The organism is Rhizobium sp. WYCCWR10014 (assembly GCF_001657485.1).
Taxonomy (GTDB): Bacteria; Pseudomonadota; Alphaproteobacteria; order Rhizobiales; family Rhizobiaceae; genus Rhizobium.
The window spans coordinates 339,040-353,882 of record NZ_LXFU01000029.1; the positions used below are offsets into that span (position 1 = coordinate 339,040).

General features: G+C 62.4%; 17 protein-coding genes. 9 read left to right on the top strand and 8 right to left on the bottom strand.

Going from position 1 to position 14,843, the window contains the following annotated elements:
- Window positions 1-139 precede the first annotated feature (139 nt).
- The gene (locus A6U98_RS10265; RefSeq protein ID WP_003543622.1) at window positions 140-646 is read left to right on the top strand and encodes a GNAT family N-acetyltransferase; all 507 of its coding nucleotides are present in this window, start codon (window positions 140-142) and stop codon (window positions 644-646) included.
- Window positions 647-847: 201 nt separating this feature from the next.
- A complete protein-coding gene (gene ppa / locus A6U98_RS10270) occupies window positions 848-1,381 on the top strand; it encodes an inorganic diphosphatase (RefSeq protein ID WP_011653868.1) in 534 nt (177 codons plus the stop codon).
- Window positions 1,382-1,385: 4 nt separating this feature from the next.
- Here ppa and A6U98_RS10275 read toward each other — a convergent pair whose 3' ends face one another.
- Both A6U98_RS10275 and A6U98_RS10280 read right to left on the bottom strand, forming a co-directional pair.
- Window positions 1,386-1,697, bottom strand: coding sequence for a DUF167 domain-containing protein (locus A6U98_RS10275; RefSeq protein ID WP_064649684.1), 312 nt, complete (start codon window positions 1,695-1,697; stop codon window positions 1,386-1,388).
- A complete protein-coding gene (locus tag A6U98_RS10280) occupies window positions 1,694-1,984 on the bottom strand; it encodes a YggT family protein (protein WP_026158917.1) in 291 nt (96 codons plus the stop codon). Before A6U98_RS10280 ends, A6U98_RS10275 begins: the two co-directional genes overlap by 4 nt.
- A 139-nt stretch (window positions 1,985-2,123) precedes the next feature.
- Between A6U98_RS10280 and A6U98_RS10285 the strand changes: the two genes are divergently transcribed.
- The gene (locus A6U98_RS10285; protein ID WP_064649685.1) at window positions 2,124-3,374 is read left to right on the top strand and encodes an MFS transporter; all 1,251 of its coding nucleotides are present in this window, start codon (window positions 2,124-2,126) and stop codon (window positions 3,372-3,374) included.
- A 26-nt stretch (window positions 3,375-3,400) separates the two neighbouring features.
- Here the strand turns inward: A6U98_RS10285 and A6U98_RS10290 are convergent, their stop codons facing one another.
- The 6 genes from A6U98_RS10290 to hemC all read right to left on the bottom strand — a co-directional run bounded on the left by A6U98_RS10290 (window position 3,401) and on the right by hemC (window position 9,269).
- On the bottom strand, window positions 3,401-4,174 hold the full coding sequence (locus A6U98_RS10290) for a glutamine amidotransferase (protein WP_064649686.1): 774 nt from the start codon (window positions 4,172-4,174) through the stop codon (window positions 3,401-3,403).
- The gene (locus A6U98_RS10295) at window positions 4,143-4,628 is read right to left on the bottom strand and encodes a TerB family tellurite resistance protein (RefSeq protein WP_062941301.1); all 486 of its coding nucleotides are present in this window, start codon (window positions 4,626-4,628) and stop codon (window positions 4,143-4,145) included. Before A6U98_RS10295 ends, A6U98_RS10290 begins: the two co-directional genes overlap by 32 nt.
- A gap of 17 nt (window positions 4,629-4,645) precedes the next feature.
- On the bottom strand, window positions 4,646-6,286 hold the full coding sequence (locus tag A6U98_RS10300; protein WP_064649687.1) for a heme biosynthesis protein HemY: 1,641 nt from the start codon (window positions 6,284-6,286) through the stop codon (window positions 4,646-4,648).
- A gap of 4 nt (window positions 6,287-6,290) precedes the next feature.
- On the bottom strand, window positions 6,291-7,556 hold the full coding sequence (locus tag A6U98_RS10305; protein WP_082933866.1) for a COG4223 family protein: 1,266 nt from the start codon (window positions 7,554-7,556) through the stop codon (window positions 6,291-6,293).
- A 68-nt stretch (window positions 7,557-7,624) separates the two neighbouring features.
- Complete coding sequence (locus A6U98_RS10310) at window positions 7,625-8,332, bottom strand: uroporphyrinogen-III synthase (protein WP_064649689.1); 708 nt, start codon at window positions 8,330-8,332, stop codon at window positions 7,625-7,627.
- A gap of 7 nt (window positions 8,333-8,339) precedes the next feature.
- A complete protein-coding gene (gene hemC / locus A6U98_RS10315) occupies window positions 8,340-9,269 on the bottom strand; it encodes a hydroxymethylbilane synthase (RefSeq protein WP_064649690.1) in 930 nt (309 codons plus the stop codon).
- Window positions 9,270-9,341: 72 nt separating this feature from the next.
- On the opposite strand from hemC, the gene tsaD reads away from it, so the two are divergent.
- The 6 genes from tsaD (at window position 9,342) to A6U98_RS10345 (ending at window position 14,608) form a co-directional block, all read left to right on the top strand.
- On the top strand, window positions 9,342-10,451 hold the full coding sequence (gene tsaD, locus A6U98_RS10320; RefSeq protein ID WP_064649691.1) for a tRNA (adenosine(37)-N6)-threonylcarbamoyltransferase complex transferase subunit TsaD: 1,110 nt from the start codon (window positions 9,342-9,344) through the stop codon (window positions 10,449-10,451).
- A complete protein-coding gene (locus tag A6U98_RS10325; protein WP_064649692.1) occupies window positions 10,448-11,431 on the top strand; it encodes an NAD(P)H-dependent glycerol-3-phosphate dehydrogenase in 984 nt (327 codons plus the stop codon). Before tsaD ends, A6U98_RS10325 begins: the two co-directional genes overlap by 4 nt.
- A 9-nt stretch (window positions 11,432-11,440) precedes the next feature.
- Window positions 11,441-11,734 (top strand): YciI-like protein, encoded by a 294-nt coding sequence (locus A6U98_RS10330; RefSeq protein WP_064649693.1) that lies wholly within the window; start codon window positions 11,441-11,443, stop codon window positions 11,732-11,734.
- A gap of 2 nt (window positions 11,735-11,736) precedes the next feature.
- A complete protein-coding gene (locus A6U98_RS10335) occupies window positions 11,737-12,168 on the top strand; it encodes an EVE domain-containing protein (protein ID WP_003543603.1) in 432 nt (143 codons plus the stop codon).
- Window positions 12,165-12,848 (top strand): methyltransferase, encoded by a 684-nt coding sequence (locus A6U98_RS10340; RefSeq protein WP_064649694.1) that lies wholly within the window; start codon window positions 12,165-12,167, stop codon window positions 12,846-12,848. Before A6U98_RS10335 ends, A6U98_RS10340 begins: the two co-directional genes overlap by 4 nt.
- Window positions 12,849-12,928: 80 nt before the next feature.
- Window positions 12,929-14,608: a glycoside hydrolase family 3 N-terminal domain-containing protein gene (locus A6U98_RS10345; protein ID WP_064649695.1), complete on the top strand. Its 1,680-nt coding sequence runs from the start codon at window positions 12,929-12,931 to the stop codon at window positions 14,606-14,608.
- Window positions 14,609-14,843 lie beyond the last annotated feature (235 nt).

The following is a 14,843-nucleotide window of genomic DNA, read 5'->3' on the forward strand; positions in this document are numbered from 1 at the left end:
CGCGTCGATTCCATCTTGTGACAATCGTTAAAAAAGCGTTAACTTTTGATCGTCGTCCACATATCAAGTCTGTGGGCAATCGATCACAATGCCCCTGTGCATATGGTTAGTTGCCCTCGGCGGGACCAGAGTAAACGTTATGAAGACGTTGTCGATCGATGTCCGGCGGGCCGAGCCGCAAGATGCCCGAGCCATATCGGAAACACACAGGCTTGCCTGGCAACACACCTACGCGGGCATCATTCCGCATCGCGCGCTGACGCAGATGATCGAGCGGCGCGGCGAAAGCTGGTGGCGCAAGGCGACGCGCGGACCGGCAACGCTGCTGGTTCTCGATGTTGCCGGAACAGTTGCCGGCTACGCGACACTCGGCCTCAATCGCGCCCGCGCTCTGCCGCAGGAAGGCGAAATTTACGAGCTTTATCTTCGGCCTGAGTATCAGGGTATCGGCCTCGGCAGGATGCTGTTCGGCGAGGCGCGCCGACTCTTGAAGTCGCTCGGCTGCAACGGGCTGGTCGTCTGGTGCCTCGAGGATAACGAGACCGCCAGCCACTTCTACCGCAATCATGGCGGCGTCGATTTCTGCGAAGGCATGGAAAGTTTCGACCACAGGCAATTGAAGAAGATCGGCTTCATCTGGAGCTGAACGTCCGTTCAAGGTGCCACAGCGTCCTTTGGCGTCTGAAAAGACGCGCGGCGCTGGAGTCGGCGTTCGCCTATCTCCTCTTGGAAACTTTTGATGTGAATGTGGCCCGGTGCAGTCAAGCATTGGCGCTGTGCGATGTTGCGTTGCCACATGAAACTGATTATCTGGCTGCCAGCACATTCAACCTCGCGGGAGTTTCTTATGCGCATCGACGCCATTTCAATCGGTAATAATCCACCTGAGGACGTCAACGTTATCGTCGAGGTTCCGGTCGGCGGTCATCCCATCAAGTATGAGATGGACAAGGAAGCCGGCACGCTGGTGGTCGATCGTTTCCTCTATACGCCGATGACCTATCCGGGCAATTATGGTTTCGTGCCGCACACGCTGTCGGAAGACGGCGACCCGATCGACGTCCTGATCGCCAGCACCCGCCCGCTGGTTCCCGGCTGCGTCATCAATGTGCGCCCGATCGGCGTCCTGAAGATGGAAGACAATTCCGGCAAGGACGAGAAGATCATCGCCGTGCCGTCGCCGAAGCTGACGCTGCGTTATGAGAAGGTGAAGGACTACACCGATCTTCCCGAGATCACGCTGAAGCAGATCGAGCACTTCTTCGAGCACTACAAGGATCTGGAACCCGGCAAGTGGGTGAAGATCTTCGGCTGGGGCGACTCCAAGGAAGCCGGCGAACTCATCCTCGAAGCCGTCGAGCGCGCCAAGAAGAAAGGCTGATCGCTCAGCCTAAAAATATCTCGAGCTTTTTTACCAAATCCTCCGGATCGCCGTCGATCCGGAGGATTTTTTTGCGCGCGGTCTCACCCGAGACGAGGCTGACGCTGGATTTGGGAATGCGCAGGGATTTTGCGATCAAAAGGATGAGTGCCTTGTTGGCCTTGCCTTTCTCGGGCACGGCAGTGACGCGTGCCTTCAGGAAAGCTTCACCCTCGCCGTCGGCCTCAACGCCGTCGAGAGCATCACGCCCGCCATTCGGCGTCAGCCGGACGGCGAGGCGCAGATGGTCATCGAAAAGGCTCCAGGGACGGCTCAAGCGACCAGCGGGTACACTGTGGTCCAAAGCAGGGTGCGCAGGAAGAAGATGATCAGCAGCAGGATGATCGGCGAAATGTCGATGCCGCCAAGGTTCGGCAGCAGGCGGCGGATCGGCTTCAGCACCGGTTCGGTGACATTATAGAGGAATGTGCCGACCGAATTGACGAACTGATTGCTGGAATTGATAACATTGAAAGCATAGAGCCAGGAAAAAATGGCACTGGCAATCAGGATCCAGGTGTAAATATTCAAAGCCAAATCAATGGTTTGAAACAGCGCAAACATCATCGTCTCCAATTCGTTGTTGACAGACATGTAGACATTGGCGACTAAACGGGCAAGTGCCGTGTGGAAACGCACGGTGAATCATGTTTAACGGGCGGCATTGCAGCTATTCCGGCGCCCGTCTCCTCGGAAAACATCCATGTCGTTTTCGCCCACCGGAGACCGTTTTGCCGCGTTCCGGCATTCGTCCTACACGCGGTTCTTCTTCGCGCGCTTCCTGCTTTCCTTCTCGCAGCAGATCGTCAGCGTCGCGGTCGGCTGGCAGATGTACGACCAGACGGGCAGCGCGATCTATCTCGGCTTGATCGGTCTCGTGCAGTTCCTGCCGTCGCTGCTGCTCATCCTCGTCACCGGTTCGGTGGCCGACCGGTACAATCGCCGGGCGATCGCCGCACTCTGCTCGCTGGTGAGCGCGCTCTGCACGCTGGCACTGCTTGTGATGACTTTGATGGGAAGCTTTACGCCGCTGCCTGTCTTCGCGGTGCTTTTGATCTTCGGCATCGAGCGCGCCTTCATGTCACCGGCGGTACAGTCGCTGGCGCCCAATCTCGTGCCGGAGGAGGCACTCTCCAATGCGATCGCCTGGAATTCGTCGTCCTGGCAGCTCGCGGCAATCACCGGGCCGGTGTTCGGTGGCCTGCTCTACGGTGTCAGTGCGCCGACTGCCTATACGGTGGCGGTGATCTTTTCCGTGCTCGGTGCCGCCCTTCTCTACATGATCCCGAAACCGGTGCAGAAGACGACGGGTGAGACCAAGAGCTGGGCGATGATCCTCGGCGGCTTCAGTTTCATCCGTGCCGAAAAGGTGGTGCTGGGGGCGATCTCGCTCGATCTCTTCGCCGTGCTGCTCGGCGGGGCCACGGCGCTGATGCCGATTTTTGCGCGCGATATCCTCACCCTCGGTCCCTGGGGCCTCGGACTGCTGCGCGCCGCACCCGGCCTCGGCGCCATCGTCATGGCGATCTTGCTTGCCGCCTATCCGCTCAGACATCGCGCCGGCATCTACATGTTCATCGGCGTCGCCCTGTTCGGCATCGGAACGATCATCTTCGGCATATCGACCAACACCGAGGTCTCGATCGCGGCGCTGGCGCTGATGGGAGCGGCCGACATGGTGTCGGTTTATGTCCGCGAGAGCCTGATTGCGCTCTGGACACCGGATCAGCTGCGCGGCCGCGTCAATGCGGTCAACATGGTCTTCGTCGGCGCTTCGAACGAACTCGGGGAATTCAGGGCGGGCACGATGGCGGCGCTCTTCGGGGCGGTGCCGGCGGTCGTCATCGGCGGGATCGGGACGCTTGTCGTGGCGGCGATCTGGGCGTCGAGTTTCCCCAAACTGCGCCAGATCGATACGCTCGACGCGCCTAGCGCATCGTCGGAATCGGTTTAAGGAAAGGCTCTGATGCGCGACGCGCTTTACGCGCGAAGAGCGATAGAGGACGCCGCCTTCGCCGCCTTTCCCTCGAAGACGATGTCGAGAAATTCGGTCAGCCAGGCTTTCAGCGGCGCGTCGAACAGCATGCGGCCTTCGAGATGTTCGCGGCCCTGCTGGGCATTCGGCAGGATGAAGCGATGGGCGCCATGCACGACCCAGCGATGCATCATCACCCGGGTCAGTTCGGCGTGGAACTGCAGGCCCCAGGCGTTGCCGTCGTAGCGGAAGGCCTGGTTCGGATAGGCATCGCCTTCGGCCAGCAGGTCGGCGCCGCGCGGCAGCTCGAATCCCTCGCGATGAAAATGATAGACCATCTTCGGCCAGTGCATCAGCAGGCGGCCCTTCTCGGTCGGGTGCAGCGGATACCAGCCGATCTCCGTCGAGCCGTCGGCATTCGACTGCACCTTGCCGCCGAGATGACGGACCAGCATCTGCGCGCCGAGGCAGATACCGAGATAAGGTCGTTTTTCCCGGAGCGGAACGTCGATCCAGTCGATCTCCTTCTTGACGAAATCATCGGGATCGTTGGAGCTCATCGGCCCGCCGAAGACGACGACGCCGGCATGGTCTTCAAGTGTTGTCGGAAGCGGCTGGCCCAGAACCGGGCGCCGGATATCGAGGCGGTAGCCCTTTTCGACGAGCAACTGGCCGACGCGGCCGGGGCTCGACCGCTCCTGATGCAGGACGATGAGGATCGGGCGCCCGTCGCGGTTCGGGTTTTGCTCAGTCGGCATCATCTTGCGCAACCTGGACATCTGTCACCCTGGCGGCGGCCTCCTGCCGCTTCTGTATTCGCTCGCGCGAGGAGACGCCGAGCAGATCGGCGATACGCCAGATCACATGATCTTCCATCTCGCTGCGCTCGCCATCGGCATAGACGATGTCCCAGAGGATGCCGATCAGCTCCAGCCGTTGCTCGGTATTGAGGTGGCGTTTCAGGTCGGCGGTGAAGCGATAGTAGTCGACGGCGGAGCTTTCGGCCTCGAGGCCGGCAGCCATCAGAGCATCAAGCTGCTTGCCGTCGAGCGCATACTGCTCCTTCAGGAGCTTGCGCAGCCGTTTCTTCTCGCTGGCTTTGATCTGGCCGTCGGCCTCCATGACCTGCATGCAGAGCGCTGCCACTGCGATGCGGGGATCATCAGGGGCAAAACCTTTCTTCGGGTTATCGGCGGTGAGCTTCTGGAAAAATGCCTGAAAGCGTTCAAACATGCGGTTTTCGTTCCATTTCAGAAAAGGCGGAGCCGTGTCTTGGGTTCCGGTTCCACCCTGGGATCGCGAACGCCGGGGTCATCCGGCAGTCCGCCAAAGAAAGGCTTCGCCTCGCCTGGCGCCGGCGCTTTATCGCTCACGGTAGGTTCGGCGGGTTTCGGTTTTGCCGATGTCGGTGCCGGTGCTGGTGCAGGTGCCGGTGCCGGCGTGGGGCGCACAGCCTCGGCAATCGTCGCGGCGCGTTCCAACTCAATGATGCGATGGTCGTTGACCGGGCTTTCCGGCCTGACGTCACGCAGCGGCGGCAATGTCTTCAAAGCCGTTTCGATCGAGGCCGGGCCCGAACCGTCTTCGAGCGCACCCTCGATCTGGCCGAAGGGCGCCTTCCATTCGAAGGCGTCGAGACGGCCCGTCACCGGCGATATCGGCAGCCACTTGTCGGATACGAAGCCGTCTGCCACCCAGGCCGGATCGCGCGGCGCCTTGAGCGCCTGGGCCAGCCAGTGGCGCACGCGACCCTGGTCTCCGGTCTCGGCTTCTTCGATGTCGGCCAAGAGCAGGTAGGCGGCTTCACGCGGCTGCATGCGCGCCGCTGCTTCCGCCTTGGCGCGAGCCTTGGCGAATTCCTGCGCGTCGAGGGCTGCCTGGGCGACGACGAGAAGGGATTCGACGTTGTTCGGGCGCTGCCCTTCCAGCCGTTCGGCACGCTTCAGCCGGTCGAGCGTGGAATCGCCGCTGCGGGCCCTGACATAGGCTTGGCCGATTTCAGGATGAGGTGCCGATTTCCATGCCTGTTCGAGGATCGAGGCGGCCTTGCGCACGCCGCCTTCGCGAAACAGCGCCTTTGCGGCAATGAGGGCTGCCGGAATGAAATCGGCGGCAAGCTTCAGCGCCTGCAGGGCGTCGTCGCGGGCACCTGTCGGGTTGCTTTCCAGCTTCTCGCCGGCGCGCGCCGTCAGGAGGACGGCGTGCAAACGGTTGGCTTCGGCCTTTTCGACGACGCGGGCGGCCTTCTGCTGTTCGAGCAGGCGGATCGCATCATCCCAGCGGCCGGCCTGGCTGCGATATTCGAGCGTCGCCTGTGCGGCCCAGGGCAGATATGGCGCGTTGTCGGCAGCCTTTTCGGCATATTGGCGGGCGGCCTCGTTGGCCCCGAGACGGCGGGCTTCCAGATAGAGGCCGCGCAAGCCAAGCTCGCGTGTCTCTGGATCGTTGGCCATCGCCTCGAACTTGGCGCGCGCCTCATCATGGCGGCCTTCGATCAGGGCGGCCTGGGCCTCGAGCAGGTTGATCAGCGGTTCCTGATCGGCGCGGATCAGGCCGCGCGAGCGGGCGGCCATCTTGCGGGCAAGCAGCGCATTGCCGGCGCCGGCGGCGATCAGGCCGGTCGACAGCGCCTGATACCCGCGGTCCCGCTTGCGGGCGCGGAAATAACGTGTCACCGAATGCGGCGAGGTCCAGACGAGGCGGACGAACCACCAGGCGATCATCACCGCGGCGACGAGGGCGATGATCGCGCTGGCAGCGACGATCAGCTTCGTCTGGTAGATCTGGCCCTCCCAGATCAGCGAGAGGTCACCGGGACGATCGGCGAGCCAGGAGAAGCCATAGGCGAGAAGCAGCACGAAGAGGGCGAAGACGACAAGGCGGATCAGCATGGTCTTACCCCTCCTTGCCGGTGCCGGAGACCGCTTTCGATAGCGCCCCTCCGACCAGTTCCTCGACGCGGATGCGCGCTTCGAGGGATTGCTTGAAGGCGGTGGACGCCTGTTTGCCGAGGGCCGGCAGGTTGTTCCATTCGGCGGATGCGCCGGGCAGGTCGCCGCTTTTCACCTTGTCCTCCATGCGGGCGGCGATGGCTTCGACGCTTTCACCCTCGATATTGCCGACGGGACGGACGCTCACCAGCGATTTGGCGCTCGACATCAGCCGGTCCGACCAGCTCTGGTTCGGATCCGGCTGGTTGACGGCTTCGACGATCGCTGTGGCGACATCGGGAACCTCGCCCACCAGCTCGGCGCGTGAGGGAATGCCGGTCTCGGCAAAGGCTTTGAGGTCGGCAACGGCTGGATCGTCGGGTGCGACGCCGGCGAAGGTGTCGAGTTCGGCCAGGAAAGGGCCACCGCGATCGATCGCCGCCTTGAGGGCGGCAGCGGCGATTGCCCGGGCAACGGCGACATCCTCGCGCGGCTCGTTCAGCTTCTTTTCGGCTTCTTCGAGGCGCTTGGCGATATCGGCGCCGTTCGTCGTCTGCTGCTCGGAAGACTGGGCAAGCGTCGAGCGCAGCTGGTCGACCTGACCGGTCAGTTCCGCAATCTTCTGGTTGAGTGCATCGACGTTAGCAGAATCGGCCGGTGCGGCGACTGCGGGGGCCTTTGCAGCCGTTTCCAGCGCAGCGACGCGTTTCGCAAGCTCGCCGTCATCCGTGCTCGCCGGATTGGCGGCAAGGTTGGCGACGGCCTGTTTCAGGCCGTCGATCTCACCGGCAAGACCGGCCGTCTCCGGCGAGGTCGTCTGCGACGCGGCGGAACCCGGGAGGTAGCCCGCATACTGGATGGCGCCGGCGCCAAGCAGTGCCACGAGGCCGCCGAAGATGCCGGCGGCAATCAGACCCGAGGTGCCGGCGCTCTTCGGCGCGGGCTGTTCGGGAGGAGGGGTGAAGGAAGGTTCTGTAGCTGCCGGTTCCTCTTCCGGCGCATCCATCACAGGATTCTCTTCATATTCGGCATGCGACGCAGTCTCGGTTTCGGGCGCCAGGCCGGCATCGGCAGCGGCGGTACCGTCGGCAGTTTCATTGTCTACCGGTTTTTCGGCGTCGGCTGCAGCGGCGAATTCCTGTGCATCGAGGTCGATCGTGACCGGCTCGTCGGCGCTCTTCGAATGGCGTGGCGGGTTTCCCGATACCATGAGGTCCTCTTTATTCTGCATTGCAACGAAACTAGACAGTGATGCCAGTTAAGGGAAGAGGTTAGATCAAATTTGGGCGGTTAGAGCCTTCAAAGCAGCGACAGAAGACTCTTCTCATCCGCCATCGGTGAAATCTCGACGCTTTTTTTCAAAGCCGTAGGGATGGGCTCCGCCACGGCCTCGCTAAGGCAAAGGAGGCGAATTGCGCTGCGCTTCGGCAGGGCGGACTGCGGCTCCAGGAGACGAAAGAAATCTACGGCCGTCTGGCGGGAATAGAAGAGGATGGCGTCCGGGTAACCGTTAGCGAAGATCGCGTCGATCTCGGCGGGATCGCGGGCGGCCGGCTGCATGCGGTAACATTCGGCGACGGAAAAGTGGATGCCGAGCTCGTGCAATCTTCCTTCAAAAGTCTCGGCGCGCGGGGTGCCGGCGAGGTAGAGCAGCGTGCCCGGTTTCTCCGCCGCGACGAGATCGGCGAGATCGCGGCCGTTGCCCTGGGATGAGGCGACCGATCGGAAGCCGAGGCTGCGCGCTTCTTCGGCAGTCGTTTTGCCCACCGCAAAAAGCGGGCGGGCAAGATGCGGACGAAGTTGCTTACCGAGCGCGGAGAGGACCCTGATGGCTTCCGCGCTGGTCACCGCGACTGCGCCGCTGGTGGTTGCAAGCGCGGCTAGGGCGGCGGCGCTGTCGTGCATCGGCTGACGCAGCGGCAGCAGCAACGGCTCGTGGCCCATATCGCGCAGACGTTGTGCGGTTCTCGTCGCCGAATGCGCGGGGCGGGTGACGAGCACACGCATGGCCGCTTCAGTGCCAGTCGTCGAAGAAAGCGCTGCCGGCTCTTGCACGCACGTCCTGGCCGGCGCGGGTGCCGAGTGCTGCCGCATCGCGGCGGTGGCCGTCAGTCGTCACCGCATGTTGGTCGCGGCCGTCGGGGGTGATGATGAGGCCCGAGAACCGGATCAGGTCGCCTTCGCAGACGGCATAACCGCCGATCGGCGTGCGGCAGGAGCCGTCGAGTGCCGCAAGGAAGGCGCGTTCGCAGGAGACGGTGTCGAAAGTCGGGCCATCGTTGACCGGCGCCAGCAGATCGTCGACCCTGGCATCGCCGATGCGGCTTTCGATGCAGATCGCACCCTGCGCCGGCGCTGGCGGGAAGGTGTCGGGGTCCAGGATATCGGTCAGCACGTCGACCTTGCCGAGGCGTTTCAGGCCGGCAAGCGCCAGCAGGGTCGCATCCACCTCGCCCTCTTCGAGCTTGCGCAGGCGCGTTTCGACCAGGCCGCGGAAGGTGATGACATTGATGTCAGGCCGCATGCGGCGGATCAGCGCCTGGCGGCGGAGCGATGAGGAACCGACGGTGGCGCCATGCGGCAGGTCGATCAGTTTGCGCGCGGTACGGCCGATGACGGCGTCGCGAATATCCTCACGCGGCAGATAGGCAGAGAGATAAAGCCCCTCGGGCAGTTTCGTCGCCATGTCCTTGGCGGAGTGCACGGCGAAATCGAGCTCGCCTAATGTAAGCTTCTGTTCGAGCTCCTCGGTGAACAGGCCCTTGCCGCCGATCTCGGCCAGCGATCGGTCGGTGATGCGGTCGCCCTTGGTGGTCAGCACGACGATCTCGAACATGTCCTCGGGCAGATGATGCGCTGCCATCAGCCTGTCGCGGGCCTCATGCGCCTGGGCAAGCGCCAGCGGGCTGCCCCGCGTACCGATCCGGAAAGGTTTTGTTTGCATCCGCTCTATTCCGTTGTTACCGGAGTTCTCGTAAACGGGTTTCCATCCCATCGCAATCAACGAACAGGCTTCATGGTTCCCTTTCTGCGCATCCTTGGCATCGAAACGAGCTGCGACGAGACCGCCGCCGCGGTCGTCGAGCGCGACGCTGAGGGGCATTCCAACGTGCTGTCGGATGTCGTGCTTTCCCAGCTCGACGAGCATAGCGCCTATGGCGGCGTGGTGCCAGAGATCGCCGCACGCGCCCATGTCGAAGCGCTGGACGAGCTGATCGAGGAGGCGCTGAAGCGCGCCAATGTGTCGCTCGATGATGTCGATGCCATCGCCGCCACGTCGGGGCCGGGGCTGATCGGCGGGCTACTTGTCGGCTTGATGACCGGCAAGGCGATCGCCAGAGCCGCCGGCAAGCCGCTCTATGCGATCAACCATCTCGAAGGCCATGCGCTGACGGCGCGGCTGACGGACGGGCTTTCCTTTCCCTATCTGATGCTACTCGTTTCCGGCGGCCATACCCAGCTCATCCTGGTGCGTGGTGTCGGGCAGTACGAGCGCTGGGGTACGACGATCGACGATGCGCTCGGCGAAGCCTTCGACAAGACGGCAAAGCTGCTCGGCCTGCCCTATCCCGGCGGACCGGCGGTGGAGCGGATGGCGCGGGACGGCAATCCCGATCGCTTCGATTTTCCGCGGCCGCTGGTCGGCGAGGCACGGCTCGATTTCTCCTTCTCCGGCCTGAAGACAGCGGTGCGGCAGGCGGCGCAGGATATCGCACCGCTCAGCGATCAGGACGTGGCGGATATCTGCGCCTCGTTCCAGAAGGCGGTTTCGCGGACGCTGAAGGACCGTATCGGCCGCGGCCTGCAGCGGTTCAAGACGGAATTTCCGACGACATTCTCTGCTACTGGCGAAAAGCCGGCGCTGGTCGTTGCCGGCGGTGTCGCCGCCAATCTCGAACTGCGCGGCACGCTGCAGGCGCTGTGCGACAAGAACGGCTTCCGCTTCGTCGCGCCACCGCTGCACCTCTGCACCGATAATGCGGTGATGATCGCCTGGGCAGGACTGGAACGGATGGCGACCGGTGCCGCGCCGGATGCGCTCGACGTGCAGCCGCGTTCGCGCTGGCCGCTCGATTCCCATGCGGAAACGCTGATCGGCTTCGGAAAACGAGGGGCCAAGGCATGAGCGAAAACATCGCCGTCGTTGGATCGGGGGCTTTCGGTACGGCGCTTGCCGCCGTGATCGCGCTTGCCGACCGCAGCGCCGTGACGCTCGTCGGGCGTGATCCGTCACTGATTGCCGATCTGAAAGCCGAACGGCTGCATGATGCGGTGCTGCCCGGCATTCTCCTGCCCGATACGCTTGAATTTTCCGCCGAGGCGGATGCGATCGCCGGCGCTTCCATCGTGCTTTTTGCGATGCCGTCGCAGGCGCAGGCCGATGCGGCGCGGCAATACGGACCCTATCTTTCCAAGGATGCTGTCGTCGTTACCTGTGCCAAGGGTATCGAACGGGCGACGGGCAATCTTCTGACCGACATGCTGGAACGGGAACTGCCGGACCATCCCATTGCCGTGCTCTCCGGCCCGGGTTTTGCCGCCGATATCGCCAAGGGCCTGCCGACGGCGATGGCGATTGCTGCAGCCGACATGGAAATTGCGGAGCGGCTCGCTCAGGCGATTTCCGGGCGGACCTTCCGGCTTTACGCTTCCAATGACCGGATCGGCGTACAGCTCGGCGGCGCGCTGAAGAATGTGCTGGCGATCGCCTGCGGCATCGTCGAAGGCCGCGGCATCGGCGATTCCGCGCGTGCGGCGCTGATTGCGCGCGGGCTTGCGGAAATGTCGCGTTTCGTCGTCGCCAAGGGCGGGCAGGCGGATACGGTGCGCGGGCTTTCCGGCCTCGGCGATCTGGTGCTGACAGCGACAAGTCATCAATCGCGAAATCTGCGCTTCGGCATAGCGCTCGGGCGCGGCGACAAGACCGATCCCCTGCATGGTGCGCTGGTGGAAGGTGCGTTTGCCGCCTCCGTCGCCTCGCGGCTTGCGGCGGAATTGAAGGTCAGCATGCCGATTACCGATGCCGTTTCCGCCATCATCGACGGCAGGCTCGATATATCAGAGGCGATAGAGCAGCTGATGACGCGTCCGATCACCACCGAATAGGAGACAGACATGCTTTTCGCCCTTCTCTGCAAGGACAAACCGGGACATCTGAACGTGCGCATGGATACGCGTCCGACGCATATCGAGCATCTGAACAAGCTGAACGCCGAGGGCACGCTGAAGATCGCCGGCCCGTTTCTCGATGACGACGGCAAGCCCTGCGGCAGCCTGATCATCGTCGAAGCGGAATCGAAAGAGGCGGTGCGTGCGCTTGCCGATGCCGATCCCTATGCCAAGGCCGGACTATTCGAAAGCGTCGACGTCAAGGCCTACAACTGGGTCTTCAACAAACCGGAGGCGTGAGCATGGCGCACTGGCTCTATAAATCCGAACCCGCTTCCTGGTCCTGGGAGCAGCAGAAGGCTGCCGGCGAAAAGGGCACGGAATGGACCGGCGTCCGCAACTATCTGGCGCGCAACAATATGCGGGCGATGCAGATCGGCGACAAAGGGTTCTTCTATCATTCCAATGACGGGCTGGAGATCGTCGGCATCGTCGAAGTCTGCGCCCTGTCGCATCCCGATTCTTCCGCCAAGGGCGATCCAAAGTGGGATTGCGTCGATATCCGCGCCGTCATGGACGTGCCGAAGCCGGTGACACTGAAGGATGTCAAGGCGAGCGAGAAGCTCGCCAAGATGGCGCTCGTCACCTCGATGCGGCTTTCGGTGCAGCCGGTGACCGAGGAAGAATATCTCGAAGTCTGCCGCATGGGCGGATTGGACAATCCGCCGCGTTGAAGACCGATCCAGAAGCCTTCATCCGCGCCAATACCAGCCTGATGATGCCGCCGCATGTGCCGGAGATTTCGCTCTATCTGGCAAGCGAGGCGCATGAGCTCTGGCTGAAGACGGAGGAGCAGCTGGAGGCGATCGGCCTGCCGCCGCCCTTCTGGGCTTTTGCCTGGGCGGGTGGCCAGGGACTGGCGCGCTACATTCTCGATCATCCCGAGACGGTGCGCGGCAAGCGGGTGCTGGATTTCGCCAGCGGTTCCGGCCTTGTCGGCATTGCGGCTGTGATGGCCGGCGCCCGCGAGGTCATGGCTAGCGATATCGATCCCTGGGCGGAGACGGCAGTCCGGCTGAATGCCGAGGCCAATCGCGTTTCACTCGGATTTACCGGCGCCGATCTGATCGGGCAGGCCGTCGATGCGGATATCGTGCTTGCCGGCGACGTCTTCTACGACCGCGCTTTCGCCGATGCGCTCGTTCCCTGGTTCGCGAAGCTGGCAGCCGACGGCAAGTGGGTGCTGGTCGGAGATCCCGGACGCAGTTACCTGCCAAGAGAGCGACTGGAATTCTGCGCGGTTTATGAGGTGCCGGTAACGCGGGCGCTGGAGGACAGCGAAATCAAGAAGACGACGGTGTGGCGCTTCGCTCGGCACGAGCTATCCAAAATGTTCCCGACGAACTTAACCTGACATCACCGCGCTGGCTTATGGCGGGATAGCGTGCATATTCACACGGGCTATCCGCAGAGCGTTGATCAACGGGGGAACGTATGACGATCTACGACGAGCTTCGCAAAGCGCCGTTCAACCTCGACGACGCTGCGATGTCCTGGCTCCAAGACACCTATTCCTCGCTCGATCTTGATGACAAGATCGGCCAACTCTTCACCTTGATCATGATCGGGACGGATGAGGAGGATTTCAAACGCATTGCTTCACTAAGGCCGGGCGGCGTAACCCGCTTCTTCACGGCTGACCTCGAGTTCGAGCGGCGGGTCATTTCTGACCTCGTGGCCAAGAGCAAAGTCCCGCCCATCATCAGCGCAGACCTCGAAGGCAGCCGTCATTCCTTCGCTTTCGGCACTCCGGTGCTGGGCCAACTTGGCCTCGCCGCCGTCGACGACGTTCAGGCGACAGAGAAAAGCTCGGAAATCTTGGCGCGGGAGGGCCGCGCGATGGGGGTGCGTTGGTCCTTCACGCCAGTCATCGACATAAACGCCGCGTTCCGATCACCGATTGTCGGTACACGGTCATACGGCTCCGATGTCAACAAGATTGAGCGGCACGCGGTTGCCCATGTTCACGGTCTCCAGCGAAATGGCGTTGCCGCCACCGCAAAACACTGGCCGGGCGAGGGATATGACGACCGCGATCAGCACCTCGTGACGACGACCAATCCGCTTTCCATGGACGAGTGGAAGGAGACCTTCGGTCGGCTCTATGGAACGCTGATCACCGAAGGCGTGTTGGCAATCATGAGTGGGCACATTTCCCTTCCGGCCTATATTCGATCGAAGATGCCAGATGTCGGGCTTGAAGCTTTCCGACCGGCCTCGGTTTCCCGGTTGCTGAACGTTGATCTTCTCCGAGATGAACTCGGCTTCAATGGTATCATCGTCTCTGACGCGACACCCATGGGAGGGCTGTCTGCCTGGGGCCACCACCTCGATACGCTGCCTGATATCATCGCAAATGGCTGCGACATGATCCTCTTCAGCGATGAACCTGAAGAGGATATGGCGGCGGTCAAGGCTGCCGTCGAAGATGGGCGAATTACTCCGGAGCGACTTGAAGAAGCGGTTCTTCGCGTGCTGGCGCTCAAGGCGCATCTCAAACTTTTTCAACCGTCAGATGTCCTCCCCGATGCGGCGGACGTGCGCCACCTGCTTGCGCATCCAGACAGTGTCGCTGCATCAAGGGAATACATCGGCCGCTCGCCTACGCTTGTGAAGGACGTCAATGGCATCTTTCCGCTCGATCCGGTAAAGACAAAGCGCGTGCTGCTGGTCGACGGCGGCATCATTCATCCGCTCATGCCGCAGCCACTGGAATTCTTGCTACCCGCGCTGTTGCGGAAGGAGGGTTTCGAAGTCACGATCGACCGACCGGACATCGTGCCGACCCCCGACGACTTCGACCTCGTCGTCTACGCGCTAGGCGACGAGTCGCTGCTCGTGCGAGGCCGAATATTCGTCGACTGGCATAGGATGGGTGGTGGGGGCCTTTTCAAGGCCATGTACCGACCGTGGACGAATATTCCCTCCGTAATGATCTCATTTGGGCATCCCTATCACCTTTACGATGCGCCGCGCGTACCGGCCTATATCAATGCGTACTCCACCATGGACAGCGTCCAGGAAGCCGTCGTTGATTGTATGCTCGGTCGCAAGCCCTTCCTCGGCACCAACCCGGTAGACCCTTTCTGTGGCCTTGAAGATGCGCGCTATTGAAGTCGTTGGGAGCAGAGGCTGACGGCCCATTGGAACGGGGCAACAGGCGCGTTCCGATTATTCGCGATCGCCCGGACCAGAAGACGTCAGCCGGCGATCAAAGCACGCACCGCATCCGTAGAAATGACGCCGCCTCGACGGGAATAGAACCGTTGGCAAAGCGCGGCCTTACCTGCTCGACAGGGGTATCACAGCGTCATTGCGCATCACCACCTCTATATGGGCGCAGAATGCT